The organism is Rhodococcus sp. IEGM 1306 (assembly GCF_036541985.1).
GTDB classification, from domain to species: Bacteria; Actinomycetota; Actinomycetes; order Mycobacteriales; family Mycobacteriaceae; genus Rhodococcus_F; species Rhodococcus_F qingshengii.
Map to the genome: position 1 here is coordinate 46,989 of NZ_JAZHFF010000004.1, position 14,181 is coordinate 61,169.

A 14,181-nucleotide genomic window follows, 5' to 3' on the forward strand; every position below is an offset into this window, starting at 1 on the left:
CATGAAGGAGAGAAATGAAGAAGGCACTGATCACCGGAATTACAGGCCAAGACGGTTCATACCTGGCCGAGCTGTTGTTGAGCAAGGGGTACGAGGTCCACGGACTTATTCGTAGATCGTCCACGTTCAATACAGCTCGAATCGATCACATGTATGTGGATCCCCACACGCCGGACGCAAAACTGTTCCTTCATTACGGCGATCTCAGCGACGGGGCGCGTTTGGTCACTCTTCTCGCACAGATACGCCCGGACGAGGTCTACAACCTCGCAGCGCAGTCCCATGTGCGGGTGAGTTTCGACGAGCCGGAACACACCGGTGACACGACGGGAATCGGGTCGATCAGGTTGCTCGAAGCAGTCCGGATGGCTGGTCTCGAATGCAGGTTCTATCAGGCGTCCAGTTCCGAGATGTTCGGTGCGACACCGCCTCCGCAGGACGAGCAGACTCCCTTCTACCCGCGATCGCCGTACGGTGCTGCGAAGGTGTACTCGTACTGGATCACCAAGAACTACCGCGAGGCGTACGGGATCTTTGCCGTGAACGGAATTCTGTTCAACCACGAATCTCCCCGGCGAGGCGAAACATTCGTCACTCGTAAGATCACGCGAGCGGTGGCACGGATCAAGGCCGGTCTGGAAAGCCATTTGTACATGGGCAATCTCGATGCAATCCGCGACTGGGGCTATGCGCCGGAGTACGTGGAGGGAATGTGGAGAATGCTGCAGGCCGACGAACCGGACGATTACGTGCTCGCGACAGGCGGCAACTACTCGGTCAAGGATTTCCTGACGGTGGCCTTCGAGCACGCCGGCCTGAACTGGGAAGATCACGTGCGCTTCGACGAGCGCTATCTGCGGCCGACGGAAGTAGATGCGTTGATCGGAGATGCCGGTAAGGCGGAGCAGAAGCTCGGCTGGAAGGCGACTGTGCATACCCCTGAGCTGGCTCGAATCATGGTCGATGCGGACATCGAGGCTCTGACGTGTGAGGGCAAGCCCTGGATCGACCGTCCGAACCTGGTGGATTGGGAGCACGCTCGATGACGGGGGAGTACGCGCAGAAGCCCCTCGATCGGAGCGACGCGGTGTACGTCGCGGGTCATCGTGGCCTCGTGGGTTCAGCGATTTGGCGTCGGTTGGAAGCCGACGGTTTTAGTCGCCTTGTCGGTCGCACGTCTGCCGAACTAGATCTTCGCGACCGCGGTGCAGTGTTCGAATTCTTCGCTGCTGAGAGGCCGAAGAACGTGGTTCTCGCGGCAGCCAGAGTCGGCGGGATCCTGGCGAACAGCACACTGCCGGTGGACTTCATCTCCGACAACCTTCGCATCCAGGTGAACGTGATGGACGCGGCGGCCGAATTCGACGTAGATCGCCTGCTGTTCCTCGGATCATCGTGCATCTACCCGAAATTCGCTCCTCAACCGATTCGCGAAGAATATCTTCTGACCGGTCATTTGGAACCGACGAACGATGCATATGCCATCGCAAAGATCGCGGGAATCCTGCAGGTACAGGCCGTTCGAAAGCAGTTCGGGCGTCCGTGGATCTCCGCGATGCCGACCAATCTCTACGGCCCGGGTGACAACTTCTCTGCCAAGGGCTCTCATGTGCTGCCGGCCCTCATCAGGCGCTTCGACGACGCGCGCCGTGATGGAGTTGCGTCAGTCGTGAACTGGGGCAGCGGGACGCCGAGGCGCGAGTTTCTCCACGTCGACGACATGGCGGATGCCTGCCTTCACTTGCTCGACCACTATGACGGAGCAGAACACGTCAATGTCGGTACGGGCGAGGACCAGAGTATCGCGGAGATCTCCGCGATCGTGGCTGACGAGATCGCGTTCGACGGCGAGATCGAATGGGATCATTCGAAACCTGACGGGACGCCGCGGAAGTTGCTCGACATCGGGAAGCTTCGAGATTTGGGGTGGCAGCCCAGGATTGACCTTCGTGCGGGGATCGCATCGACCGTGGAGTGGTATCGACAGAATGTCGATTCGATCAGGACATGAAGTACTACAGCATTATTCGACGTAAACCCGACTTCGACAGGCAGACATCGTTATGACTTCTCGTATTGCGGTATTCGGCACCGGCTACCTCGGGGCGACACATGCTGCGTGCATGGCCGAGTTGGGCCACGAGGTTCTCGGGGTGGATGTTGATCCGAACAAGCTCGCCATGCTCGAAGCTGGGGAGGTTCCCTTCTACGAACCGGGACTCGAGGAAGTGCTGCGCCGCAACATAGCCGCGGGACGTCTTCGATTCACCGCCTCCTACGAGGAAGCCGCAGAGTTCGCCGACATCCATTTCCTCGGCGTCGGCACGCCGCAGAAGAAGGGGGAGTTCGCGGCCGACATGCGTTTCGTCGATTCGGTGATCGAGACGCTCGCGCCCCTCTTGACCAGGCCGACCGTTATTTTCGGGAAATCAACTGTGCCAGTGGGCACAGCAGAGCGACTGGGTGCGCGGGCACGCGAACTGGCGCCTGCCGGACAAGACGTCGAAGTGGCGTGGAATCCGGAATTTCTCCGAGAAGGCTACGCGGTGAAAGACACGCTTCACCCGGACCGGCTTGTGCTCGGGGTCGACCGCCATCGACCCGGACGTGCGGAATCGGTTGCGCGTGAAGTGTACGAGCAGCTCTTGAACGAAGGTATTCCCTTTGTCGTGACCGACCTTGCGACTTCGGAGTTGGTCAAAGCATCAGCCAATGCATTTCTGGCGACGAAGATCTCGTTCATCAATGCGATCTCGGAGGTGTGCGAGGCGTCAGGCGCGGATGTGACAGTTCTTGCCGATGCCATCGGCCACGACGAGAGAATCGGTAGGCGATTCCTCAACGCCGGAATCGGTTTCGGTGGTGGCTGCCTACCGAAGGACATCCGTGCTTTCATGGCACGTGCGGGTGAGCTGGGAGCAGATCAAGCACTCACTTTCCTACGCGAAGTCGACAATATCAACATGCGTCGCCGCACTCGGATGGTCGAACTGGCTCGAGAAGCGTGTGGTTCGCTGCTAGGAGCCAACGTTGCGGTTCTCGGTGCCGCCTTCAAGCCTGACTCCGACGACGTGCGTGACTCACCTGCGCTGAACGTTGCCGGCCAGATTCAGCTGCAAGGCGCTGCCGTCAATGTCTATGACCCGAAAGCAATGGGAAACTCGAAGGCGTTGTTCCCCACCCTCACTTACACTTCGAGCGCACTTGACGCGTGCGCAGGCGCTGACGTCGTCTTGGTTCTGACCGAGTGGACCGAGTTTCGAAAGCTGTTGCCGTCGGACCTCGAAGCTGTCGTCCGCAAGAAGGTCATCATCGACGGACGTAACTGCCTGGAACCGACCACCTGGCGCGACGCAGGGTGGACCTACCGAGGTCTCGGAAGGCCGTAAACCGGTGAAACCTTCACGGAGGCTGGGTTGTTGTAGGTATCGAGGGGAAGTGGCCGTGCGCCCGGGACCAAAGTCCGTCAGCGAGCGAGCTGTGACCGGGGGAGATGCTGGGATCGCAGCTCGTGCGTCGCATGGTGAGGGGCATGTTGCCTTGTTCGGTTGGTGTGCATCAACTTCCGGCGGCAAGTTACGTAGTTGGTCGACGACGGACGTTGGTCCTACGGCTCGCTATGGTATTTGACCCTTTCGCGGTCGGCGCGGTCGATTGACGATACCGAGGGCGTTCCGAGGCTCCGTTGCGGTGGTGAAAAGACCAATGACGCAGTAGAGTTCAGCCTGGCTGCACGTTGTGTCTGCTCTGCGCGATGTGCGAGTGGACCCGATGTCAGTGTCGCGGGTTTGTCAGTGTTGCGTGTTCGCCGCTTCCCGATCATGTATCGGCCAGGAAGTGAGATGTGTGAGATGCCGTGAAGGCTTCTCCCCCCTGGCTGTTTCGGCAAATACCTCGCGCTGGGACGCAGGGACGCGCGATAGAAGATTGGCTGCCTCGTTCAGCCTGCATTGAGTGCAGCGGCTCGACAGCGGCTGTCGATTACTACTCGAAGACGTGATACGTGTTCGAGCCGAAGGAGATTCGACGATGGATGTACGGGACTACCTGAAGATTTTGCAGGCACGGTGGAAGATAGTCGCTGTCGTCACTGTGGTCGTGATCTTGGGCGCATTGGGCGCCTCGTTGATTGCGACGCCGGTCTACCAGGCTTCCACGCGCCTGTTCGTGTCGACCTCTACCGGAACAACCGTGAACGAGGCTTACCAAGGTAACCAGCTCTCGCAGCAGTTGGTCACTTCCTACGCCAAGCTCCTTACCGGCGAGACACTGGCACAACGAACGATCGATTCAGTCGGGCCCGATCGGCTCGGCGGGCTTTCCGCTGCGGAGATTTCGTCCAAGGTGACCGCGACATCGGCGCCGGACACGGTACTTCTCGATTTGAGTGTGCAAGATGCGTCGCCTGAACTGGCACGTGAAATCGCAAATGCGCTGTCGGACGAGTTTGTCGTCATGGTCAAAGATCTGGGTACGCCTGCGAATGGTGGCACAGCGCCGGCGCGCGTCGTTGTCGAGCAGCGAGCACAAACTCCCGCGGAACCGGTGTCGCCGAAGACATCGCGGAACGTGGCGCTCGGTGCCGCGATCGGGCTTCTGCTGGGGATCGGGTTGGCTGTGGTGCGTGATCGCCTGGACAACACCGTCAAAGAGCGCAAGGTGGTCGAAGACATCGCCGGCGCGGCGATGGTGGGAACAATTCCGTTCGACAAGGAACGCGAAGTTCATCAAGCGATCAACTTCCACGAGGGCAATTCGGCAAGTGCCGAGGCGTACCGCGAGCTCCGAACCAATCTGCAGTTCCTGGCCGTGGATCGCCCACCGAGTGTCATCGTCGTCACGAGTTCTCTTCCCTCCGAGGGAAAGACCACGACTGCGGTCAACATCGCACTCGTGTTGGCCGAGGCAGGCAAGAAGGTGTGTCTCGTCGAAGGTGACCTTCGTAAGCCTCGCGTTTCGAAGTACCTTGGACTTATCGGAAGCGTCGGTCTGAGTTCGGTCCTGGCCGGGCAAGCAGACCTGGACGACGTACTTCAAGTTACGAGCAATGCCGACCTGACGGTTCTTGCCTCGGGTCCGATTCCTCCGAACCCGAGCGAATTGCTGGGCACTGACACTGCTCATGCAGTCTTTGCCGACCTCCGCAGAAGGTTCGACTACGTCATCATCGACGCCTCGCCGTTGCTTCCTGTTACGGATGCTGCAGTTCTTTCAGCTCTGGCGGACGGTGCGCTCGTGATTGCGCGTCACGGCTCGACGAAGAGGGAACAGCTGAGCAGGGCGGTCGGCAATCTCCACAGTGTGGGTGCGACGATTCTCGGCACCGTCATCACGATGACCCCGCTGAACGGCCGTGGATCCTACGAATACAAGTACTACTACGATTCCGATCCGGTTGTCGCTGACGTGGCCGTGGGAGGTTCCGTGGACAGCAATCCAGTCGGCGAACGAAAGGTCACGTCGACAGTCATCTGACTTGGTCGTACTTTAAATTCCGACGCCTCACAGGGCCCCCGAGCAATGCTCGGGGGCCCTTCTCTATGTGGTGAATCGGACGCAATCTCTAGTCGGGTCCTCTGAGTCTGCGACGCGCATTGCCGGAATGCAGGTTCATCGGTCGACGCAGTAGTTGGGTAGATCGATCTGGTTGCATCCCGCGATGGATTTGGACAGAGGGTGCAGCAGCTGTTGGCGCAGCCGGCGGCGTTGCCGGGCCCGACATTGTCCCGGCAACCAGCTGGCGGATCGCTCGAGACGGTAAGAAGGGGTCCGGCCGTCGGAACACCGGAAGGGAGAGCGTCGACTGCTCTGCGGGAGTTGCTCACGTATGCCACACAACCGGTGGGCCTCGGTCGTGTCTTGATCACCTTCGACGAAACGAACGCGGGTTCGCGTAAGGCCATTGAAGCGTGCGGGAGTTTACTCGATAGCCTGCGCACAGCTGATCAGTTGTCCCGCAACGTCGATTATTCGAGAGACACGCTCCGCTACTGGGTGCCAACAAGCGTGTCGAGCGTCAGTTGACCCTATGCGCGGCGACACACGCTTGCCATGGCCATCGGTAGCGGTCTCCCCGCTTTGCAGCCGATCGGCCATACAATTCGCATCGCTCGAATTCAGCTGTGCTGCAGCTATTTTAGGACCTCACAGACTGTCGTTGACGGAGCAGGCTCCGCCTTTCGCATGTCCGAATTCTCGGTGTCGCGCGATCGCAGGTTCGCGCATTGTCGGCCCGTCGTAGGTAAGACGCCCATAGGCGAAGTATCGGACAATCGTCCAGGGTTGAGGCGACGCTGAACGCATCAAAGCATGGTTTGCAGAGCGATTACCAACTGTGTGCTTGTTTCTGTCCAAACGTGGAGTCCAATTGACCACGGAAATGAAAACTATAGGTACGCAACGGTAATAGTGGGGAATGTTCGGACCTTCCTGCTTGGAGGGTAAGTAACTGAGTTCAATGCCGGAGTCCGGAAGAAGTTCGGAAAGCGCTATTGCCACGCTGTCCGGAATGTGGCAAACTCCTCACTGGTACTGACCAGCTAGCCGAATAATTGCCAAGTCCTGAGTCCCGGCAATATCGAGGCTGGCGACGTCAGCGGGCGAGGAGAAATCGCCGATCGTCCCGTGTTTGGGTCGTTAGTGGACTCTGCTTCACTCATGGGGTGTGAGCTGCGGCAATGCCGCATCAATCGACCGTTGGGCCGAGGCCTGACAATAGTCGCCGGGCTAACTACAAGGCGCACGTAATGCGACCATTCGCACTGAACGCAGTGATGCGGAGCAGTTGCTTCGCAGTCGAAGTATCGGGATTCGGCACGGCGGTCCGATGGACCTCGGCCGGTGAACAGCTTCAGGCCGAATTCTGTGCATGGGGAAAGGTATCTGAACACATGACGGTTCTCGAGATGGCCGCGCCTACGAACGAACGGCCACAACAACACCGACGAGTAGCGCCGGAGCGGGCTGGTGGAGTGTCCGCACGCAGGAAATGGCAATCTGCGTATCTTCGTCGCCTGGCGATCACCGACACGATCATCGTTGCGGCAGTTGTGTTTCTGGCTCAATGGTGGCGATTCGGTAGCGACGCGGATGTCGTCGACGGTGAAGCGTTCGGCCATTTGAGCTACACCGCACTGTCTTTCGCCCTGATCATCGGCTGGTTCGCCGTACTGAGAGTGTTTCGCACCAGATCTCCTCGGGTGATCGGAAGCGGCCCTGAAGAGTACCGATTGATCGCTGTCGGAACGCTCCGCCTGTTCGGACTGATTGCGATCGCCAGCCTTCTCCTTCACCTGGAGATCGCGCGCCTGTACCTCGCAGTTGCGTTTCCGATGGGATTGACCGCCTTGATCGCGAGTCGTTGGATCTGGCGACGGGTGATTGCTCGTGAGCGGGCCCAAGGTGAATTTCGAACTGCAGTTCTCGTGGTCGGTGTGCGAGGGGCGGTTGTCGATCTTGCACGCAACCTCGAGCGCGACGATGCCCATGGATACCGAGTCGTCGGCGTCTGCGTACCTGGCTACGGCGGAGACGTGGGCGAAGTTGTCACAGTGAACGGCCGGGACATTCCGGTGCTCGGGGACGAGCACAGCGTCGCCGACGCACTCGAACAGGTCGGGGCCGACACGGTGGCGGTGACGGCGTCGGAGCGACTCGGACCGGAAGGGCTGCGCAAACTGGCCTGGGAACTCGAGCGTGATCATGTGGACCTTGTTGTCGCACCGGGGATTCTGGACGTGTCCGGACCGAGGCTGTCGATGCGCCCGGTCGCTGGATTTCCGCTGATCCATGTCGAGCGTCCGCGCTATCACGGCGCACAGAAGTTCACGAAGACGACCTTCGACATCGTCTTCGCAACCGTGGTACTCGTCGTGATCAGTCCGGTGCTTCTGGCGGCTGCGATCGCAGTCAAGCTCACGAGCAAGGGGCCGGTTCTTTACAAGTCCGAGCGGATGGGGTTGGACGGGCAGCCGTTCCCGATGCTCAAGTTCCGCTCGATGGTCCAGAATGCGGATTCTCAGGTCACGGCGCTGATGAAGGAGAACGAAGGCGCCGGAGTGCTTTTCAAGATGCGAGACGATCCGCGGGTGACGACTGTCGGTCGCTTCATGCGTCGGTACTCGATCGACGAGTTGCCCCAGTTCGTCAACGTCCTTCGGCGAGAGATGAGCGTCGTCGGACCGCGGCCACCGCTTCGGCGCGAGGTCGAGATGTACGACGGTGCGGTCAGTCGCCGACTGCTGGTCAAGCCCGGTGTCACCGGCCTGTGGCAAGTCAGTGGACGTTCGGATCTTTCGTGGGAAGACACTGTCCGCCTTGATCTTTCCTACGTCGACAACTGGTCGATGATGGGTGACGTCATGATCGTCGCGAAGACGCTCAAGGCGGTGGTGGGAAGTGATGGCGCCTACTGACCAGAAGGCGGCACCGGTGCCGTGCGAAAATGAGGCTCCGCACGATCCGCTGATCTTGCGAACGGCATTGGTGATCGCGGTCATCGGCGCGAGCGGAGCCTTTCAGGCGTACACGCAGAAGACGGCTCTCGGATCGTTGCTCGTACACGGTTCGGCCGTTCTCGCGGCGACACTGGCGTTGGTCTACTTCCTCGATCGGCGATACTCACGGAATGCGACCTGGCCCGTCTTCGCGCTTCTGATCGCGGCCTGCGTTCCGGCGACCAGCTGGTACTGGTCGACGCTACCCCGGAACTCCGCAGTCGCCGGCATCGTCATCGTGTGCCTGGCGATCACGGGAATCATCGTCGCCCGGGAGTTGACCTTCGCGGTGCGAGTGCGGACTGTGGCCATCACCTTGCTGGTACTACTCGTCCTGTCTCTGATCGTCGTGATTCTCGATCCTTCGACTGGCATCGACGTGGACACCCGCGCCGTTGCCTATCGCGGAATCTTCACCCACAAGAACACTTTGGGCCGAATGGCTGCGATCGAAGTTGTTCTCGTTGCTGTCATACTCATGCTTCCCGACGTCAAGTGGATACCGTGGGGGGCGGCGCTTGCTGTCGCGGGCATCGTGTTGTTCGAAGCCCGGAGCCAGACCAGTCTCGTCGCTGCTGGGATTGCACTGGCGACAGTGCTTGCTCTGAAGTGTTTTCGACGGACTCCGAACGCTCACCTCGCCTCGACGGTAATCATCGGGCTCTACATCGGGGTGTCCGGCGCGATGAAGGTGCTCGGACCCGATGTCGCAGCGATACTCTCGCGAGATGTCACGTTGACCGGCCGACTACATCTCTGGACGGTATCCGGCTACTACGCCGAGCAGCGGCCTCTGCTCGGCTGGGGCTTCGGCTCGGTCTGGGCACCTGACAGCGCCGTTGGACAGATGATCCGGTCCAAGCTGTCCTTTCCGGCGACCAGCGCGCACAACGGAATGCTCGACATTCGTCTGCAGATCGGTTGGATCGGATTCCTGCTGCTGTTGGCCGGCTATTACCTGCTTCTGAGCACGGCGCTCGGGCGAGCTCGCAGCAGAACGGAGTACATCGCCGTCGTCGCGATCATGGTTCTCGTCTTCTCGATGGACTTGACGGAATCGACGCTCTTCTTCGGCGCCATGTGGTTGGTCGTATGGGTCTTCCTGGCACCGTACGGACCCTCGACGCACCGCTCTCACAGTGCGCGGCGTGCCGACACGAACGATGTGTACAGCCTCGCTACGCAGCAAAGAGGAGGTCGGTGAGATGTACAAGACGTTCGATGTAGCGCGTTCGAAGCCTGATGTGACCCTAACGCCCGCCGGTGGATCCACGCAGCCGAAAGCCTTGATGTTCCATGCGATCTATCGGAACCCGGGTGGCGAGGAACAGAGCTTTGCGAACGAATCCAAGCTCCTCGAATCGATCGGATACGAGACGGTTCGGTGCACCACGGACAACTCCGAGATCTCCGGGGGACCGTGGGCGGCAGTCACAGCAGTATTCAGCCCGCGGGTACTTGTCGACGCGTTTCGTATTATCCGTTCGGAGCGGCCCGACGTCGTCTACGTCAACAATCTCTGGCCTGCGTTTTCGGCCTCGTTGCTCGTGGCTGCGCGAGCAGCCGGAATTCCTACGCTGCAGGCGGTTCGGAACTACCGCCTGGCCACACCGTCAGCCAAGTTGCGCGGGGATGGCACGTGCACCGAATGTGGTTCCACGAACTACTTCTCGAGCTGTGTCCGCAACGGATGCTACGGCAACAGCCGACTTCAGAGCCTTGTCTGCTACTTGAGTGCTGCGGCAGTCAAGCTGAGCGTCTTGGGATGGAAGCAGCACAGGTTCGTGGCAACGAGCGCGATGACAGCGCGGCTGATCGAGGGGCCACTGATCGATTCCGATCGCGTCGTGGTTCGTCCGAACTTCGGATTCGAAGAAAACGAACCCGCGTTTCGGAGCACTGATTCGGTTGTCTGCGTGAGCCGACTGACACCGGAGAAGGGTGTCCTGGACCTGGTGCGCAACTGGCCACAGGACGAGGGAAGTCCCTCGCTCACAGTGCTCGGTGACGGACCGCAGTACGCCGAGATCTCCAGCATCAGCGCAGCTCGCGACAACGTCACGCTGGCCGGATTCACTTCACACGAAGATGTGATCGAGATACTCCGCGACAGTGCGGCGTCCGTGGTGCCGTCTCAATGGGCAGAGCCGTTCGGACGCGTTGCGATCGAATCGATGTCGGTTGGCACCCCGGTCATCTACGCAACCAGCGGCGCTCTCGCGGACATCGTCGGACCTGGCGGAACGCCTCTCCATTCCTTGGATGAGTCGTCGATTCGCGAGGCCCTCGACCGGATCTTCGGAGCGGGCGACCGATCGGCGATACGTAAATCCGCATATCGTCACTACTCGAATCGCTTCACATCGGGCAAGGCATCGACGTCGATGCGTGAGCTCATCAACGAGGTGAGATCGTGAACGATCGCACTCGACATGTGACATTCATGGCGGATCAGGCGCTTTCGAGCATCCTCACTTTTGTCGTCCTCACCTCGGTGGCACGACTCGGCGGTCCGATCGAAGTCGGACAGATTGCCGTGATTCAATCGGCGGGTCTGTTGGCACTGGCACTGGGGCGAGCGATCGGCGTCGACGTCTGGCTGTCACGAGGGGCGAGGACCGACGAGCGCGGACCGGCGTTGGCACCCACGATCGCGCTGGCGGCGGTATCAGTGACATCGGTGTGGGCTCTGTTCCTGATTGCCGGCTCGGACTCGATGAATCTCACGGTATACGCCTTGGCTGCAGCTGGTTTCGTGGTGTTCGACGTGATACGCACGATGCTGATGCACGACGGTGCGAGTTGGATCTCTGCGTCGATACAGATCGTGACACTCTCGTTCGTCCTTATAGCAGCTTTCCTGGTCGAGAATCTGACACTTGCACTCGTGACCTATACGGTCGGTGTCTTCGTCGCGCTCGTTCTCGGTCACGCAACCATGCGTCTGATACCGCCGGTGCCGTCAATCAGGTACTCACGCACTCACCGGTACAGATCCGTGCCGTTTGCGATCGAGATATTGATGGGATCAGCTGCGCAGCAGGCGATGTTCTTGATACTGACCGTGGTGGCGTCGATCTCGATGATCGGTGAGATCAGAACTGCCCAGACACTGCTCGGTCCACTGTCCTTGATGTTCGCGGGCATCTCGCCAATTCTGATGCGCAAGTTCGGCAGTGGTGTCGAAGCGATGAGCCCGGCCGAGTGCATGGCACTCGGTCGCCGAGTGGGCTTGCAGGTCTTCTGGGTTTCGATCATCTGCGTTTCGCTGATCTGTCTCACGCTCGAGATTCGACTCTCGGGAGTGCGATTGATGGATCATCTGGTCGGGACGCACTTTCCGAACTTGATACCGGTCATTCTGATGTGCGGGCTGGCGGTGGCGTTCAACGGGATTCTTCTGGGCATCGGCACGTCGATCCGCGTCCTGGACAAGACCGGAACCCTCAACACATTCCGCGCAGTGCTGCTGCCGGTGCAGTTTCTGATCGTTCTCGGGGCCGGACTGTCCGACGATGCCGTCTATGTCGCTGGAGCCTTGGCGCTGTCGGCATGTGTCAGCGCGAGCGTCGCACTCCTGGTCTCGATGAACCACACCTCTCGACCGAAAGTTGATCTCTCATGAAGAACCTGAGCGGCGTCATGGTCGCGATTCTGACGTTCCGTCGAGAAGCCTCACTTGCTGTGTGCGTCGAGAGTGTCAAGGCGTCGATCGAGGGCGCCGGCGTCGAGGCCGAAATCGTGGTGGGCGACAACGATCCGGAATCCACGACGCCGATATATGTCGCCGACGGGATCGAACGATTGTATCTCGGATTCGGCGGGGTATCTCCGGCACGACGTGCGCTGGTCGATCTCGCCCGTGCACGAAATCGTCGGTACATCATCTTCGTCGACGACGACGAGTACGTCGACTTCGACTGGCTGTCGAATCTCCTCACCTGCGCCGCAGATTTCGACGCAGGTGCTGTGGCCGGTCCCGTGATTCCGGTGGGCCTGCCCGCCTCGGAACTTCCATTGCACACTCGCGTTCGACATTCGACCGGGACGCCGGTTGCGTCGGCAGGTGCTGGAAATCTGTTGTTGGACCTGAAAGCTTTGAACGGCTTGAACTTCAGTGACGACTGGGATCTACCTGGCGGCGAGGACACCGAGTTCACGCTCCGGATGAGTGCCGGCGGTGTCCGGCTGCTGTGGTGCGACGAGGCGCTTGCGTACGAACCCGTCGACGAGGAACGGCGTCGGGACTCCTGGCTCTTCGCCCGGTACGTCAACAACGGACGAATCCTCGCGGTCTGTCAGGGACAGCTCGGACTGCCACTGCTGACGGTTCAGATTGCCAAACGCGCTTTGCTCGTACTCGCGTCGGCGACCTTGATCCCCGCTGCCCTGATCAGCCCACGGATCAAACGCGTGGTTCTCGACAACGGTGCACGAAACATCGGTTGGTTCTCAGAGCAATTCGGCCACCGCGGTTCACGGATGCCGCGCGCACAGAGGCTCGAGGTAGCGCGATGACACGGTTGTTGATGACGGCATACGCCTGCGATCCGAATCAGGGGAGTGAATCCGGGGCGGGTTGGGCGCTTCTCTCGGCGGCTTCCGAACTGTGTGAGTCGATCACGGTGGTGACTCGCTCCGGTGAGGCCCCCACATTGGAATCAGAATGTGAACAGCTCGGTTGCGAAGTTCGTGTCGTACGAATAGCGACTTTGACCGCGGAAGAAGCCGGATCGTACGGTCGATATCTCCGATGGCTCTGGCACACTTCACTGTTCGTTCGTCGTGAAGCGGCACACTTCGACGTCCTGCACCATGCAACGTTCGCGTCCGACTGGCTGCCCCCACCGGTGCTGTTCGGTGGAGCCGGCGGCGCACGACTCGTATGGGGGCCTGCCGGGGGCAACACCTACCCGCCGATGCCACTCGCCAAGCGCATCGGTTTGCGGTATCTGGCAACCACGGCAGTTCGGACCTGCTCGACGAAAGCCGCTCGGTCACTGACACACATCTTCATGTCAGGACGAGTCGACACTTTCATCGCGATGAACTCCGACAGCGGACGTGGCGCACCGCGGGCACGCAACGTCGTCGTCCAACCCAATTGTGTCCTGGACTACGACGGAATCGAGAAGCAAACGGTACCCAGGCCGAAACGAAGACTCTTGTTCGTAGGAAGACTGTTGCAGTACAAAGGAATCGATCTGATTCTGGATGCGCTCGAGCAGCTGGGCACCGAGTGGTCCATGACCTTTGTCGGGGAGGGACCCGCCCGTGGGCGGATTGAGATGTCGCTTCCGTATCGCCGCGGTCAGATCACGCTTCGCGGGTGGCGCGACAGATCGGAAGTGGTGGGCGAGATGGGGGCCTCCTCCGTTCTGCTCTTCCCGAGCATGCACGATTCGGGCGGCTGGGTGGCGGCCGAAGCAGCGGCCGTGGGCCTGCCGGTGGTCTGTTTGGATCTCGGCGGTGTACCGACACTGGCCGGTAGGAACGCCGTGGCGATCCCGGTTGCGCCGGCGTCGACTCTCGTCTCGCGTATCGCTCGATCGGTTGTCGAGACAGAGCTTTCTCTCTTTGAACCGCAGCGTGATTGGACTCGATCTCGGTTGAAATCGGTCTTGTCGCGCAGCTACGGCCAGTGCAATGAACGTCAACAAGGGAACGCTGAAAAGTGGTGAGACAG

General features: G+C 60.1%; 10 protein-coding genes. All 10 read left to right on the forward strand.

From position 1 onward, the window contains the following. The first annotated feature begins 14 nt into the window (after positions 1-14). On the forward strand, positions 15-1,046 hold the full coding sequence (gene gmd, locus V3587_RS12725; RefSeq protein WP_019747432.1) for a GDP-mannose 4,6-dehydratase: 1,032 nt from the start codon (positions 15-17) through the stop codon (positions 1,044-1,046). Beyond that, on the forward strand, positions 1,043-2,011 hold the full coding sequence (locus V3587_RS12730) for a GDP-L-fucose synthase family protein (protein ID WP_283376861.1): 969 nt from the start codon (positions 1,043-1,045) through the stop codon (positions 2,009-2,011). Before gmd ends, V3587_RS12730 begins: the two co-directional genes overlap by 4 nt. Positions 2,012-2,063: 52 nt before the next feature. Further along, positions 2,064-3,389, forward strand: coding sequence for a UDP-glucose dehydrogenase family protein (locus V3587_RS12735; RefSeq protein ID WP_166812203.1), 1,326 nt, complete (start codon positions 2,064-2,066; stop codon positions 3,387-3,389). Positions 3,390-4,029: 640 nt separating this feature from the next. After that, entirely contained in the window at positions 4,030-5,475 is a 1,446-nt protein-coding gene (locus V3587_RS12740; RefSeq protein WP_095971961.1) for a polysaccharide biosynthesis tyrosine autokinase, read from the forward strand. A gap of 1,415 nt (positions 5,476-6,890) precedes the next feature. Further along, on the forward strand, positions 6,891-8,414 hold the full coding sequence (locus V3587_RS12745) for a sugar transferase (RefSeq protein ID WP_206029710.1): 1,524 nt from the start codon (positions 6,891-6,893) through the stop codon (positions 8,412-8,414). Then, entirely contained in the window at positions 8,401-9,699 is a 1,299-nt protein-coding gene (locus V3587_RS12750; RefSeq protein ID WP_283376860.1) for an O-antigen ligase family protein, read from the forward strand. The genes V3587_RS12745 and V3587_RS12750 overlap by 14 nt, the downstream gene beginning before the upstream one ends. Position 9,700: 1 nt before the next feature. Further along, positions 9,701-10,912: a glycosyltransferase family 4 protein gene (locus tag V3587_RS12755; protein WP_317829739.1), complete on the forward strand. Its 1,212-nt coding sequence runs from the start codon at positions 9,701-9,703 to the stop codon at positions 10,910-10,912. Next, positions 10,909-12,120 carry a hypothetical protein gene (locus tag V3587_RS12760; RefSeq protein WP_283376858.1) on the forward strand — a complete coding sequence of 404 codons (1,212 nt, stop codon included), beginning with the start codon at positions 10,909-10,911 and terminating at the stop codon, positions 12,118-12,120. Before V3587_RS12755 ends, V3587_RS12760 begins: the two co-directional genes overlap by 4 nt. Further along, positions 12,117-13,013, forward strand: a complete 897-nt coding sequence (locus V3587_RS12765) for a glycosyltransferase family 2 protein (RefSeq protein WP_283376857.1) — start codon at positions 12,117-12,119, stop codon at positions 13,011-13,013. Before V3587_RS12760 ends, V3587_RS12765 begins: the two co-directional genes overlap by 4 nt. Continuing rightward, positions 13,010-14,176 (forward strand): glycosyltransferase family 4 protein, encoded by a 1,167-nt coding sequence (locus tag V3587_RS12770; RefSeq protein WP_166812191.1) that lies wholly within the window; start codon positions 13,010-13,012, stop codon positions 14,174-14,176. Before V3587_RS12765 ends, V3587_RS12770 begins: the two co-directional genes overlap by 4 nt. Positions 14,177-14,181 lie beyond the last annotated feature (5 nt).

What these genes read in the sequence shown, in the direction of transcription:
- gmd (WP_019747432.1), top strand. Translation starts at nt 15, where the DNA reads ATGAAGAAGGCACTGATCACCGGAATTACAGGCCAAGACGGTTCATAC.
- V3587_RS12730 (WP_283376861.1), top strand. Translation starts at nt 1,043, where the DNA reads ATGACGGGGGAGTACGCGCAGAAGCCCCTCGATCGGAGCGACGCGGTG.
- V3587_RS12735 (WP_166812203.1), top strand. Translation starts at nt 2,064, where the DNA reads ATGACTTCTCGTATTGCGGTATTCGGCACCGGCTACCTCGGGGCGACA.
- V3587_RS12740 (WP_095971961.1), top strand. Translation starts at nt 4,030, where the DNA reads ATGGATGTACGGGACTACCTGAAGATTTTGCAGGCACGGTGGAAGATA.
- V3587_RS12745 (WP_206029710.1), top strand. Translation starts at nt 6,891, where the DNA reads ATGACGGTTCTCGAGATGGCCGCGCCTACGAACGAACGGCCACAACAA.
- V3587_RS12750 (WP_283376860.1), top strand. Translation starts at nt 8,401, where the DNA reads ATGGCGCCTACTGACCAGAAGGCGGCACCGGTGCCGTGCGAAAATGAG.
- V3587_RS12755 (WP_317829739.1), top strand. Translation starts at nt 9,701, where the DNA reads ATGTACAAGACGTTCGATGTAGCGCGTTCGAAGCCTGATGTGACCCTA.
- V3587_RS12765 (WP_283376857.1), top strand. Translation starts at nt 12,117, where the DNA reads ATGAAGAACCTGAGCGGCGTCATGGTCGCGATTCTGACGTTCCGTCGA.
- V3587_RS12770 (WP_166812191.1), top strand. Translation starts at nt 13,010, where the DNA reads ATGACACGGTTGTTGATGACGGCATACGCCTGCGATCCGAATCAGGGG.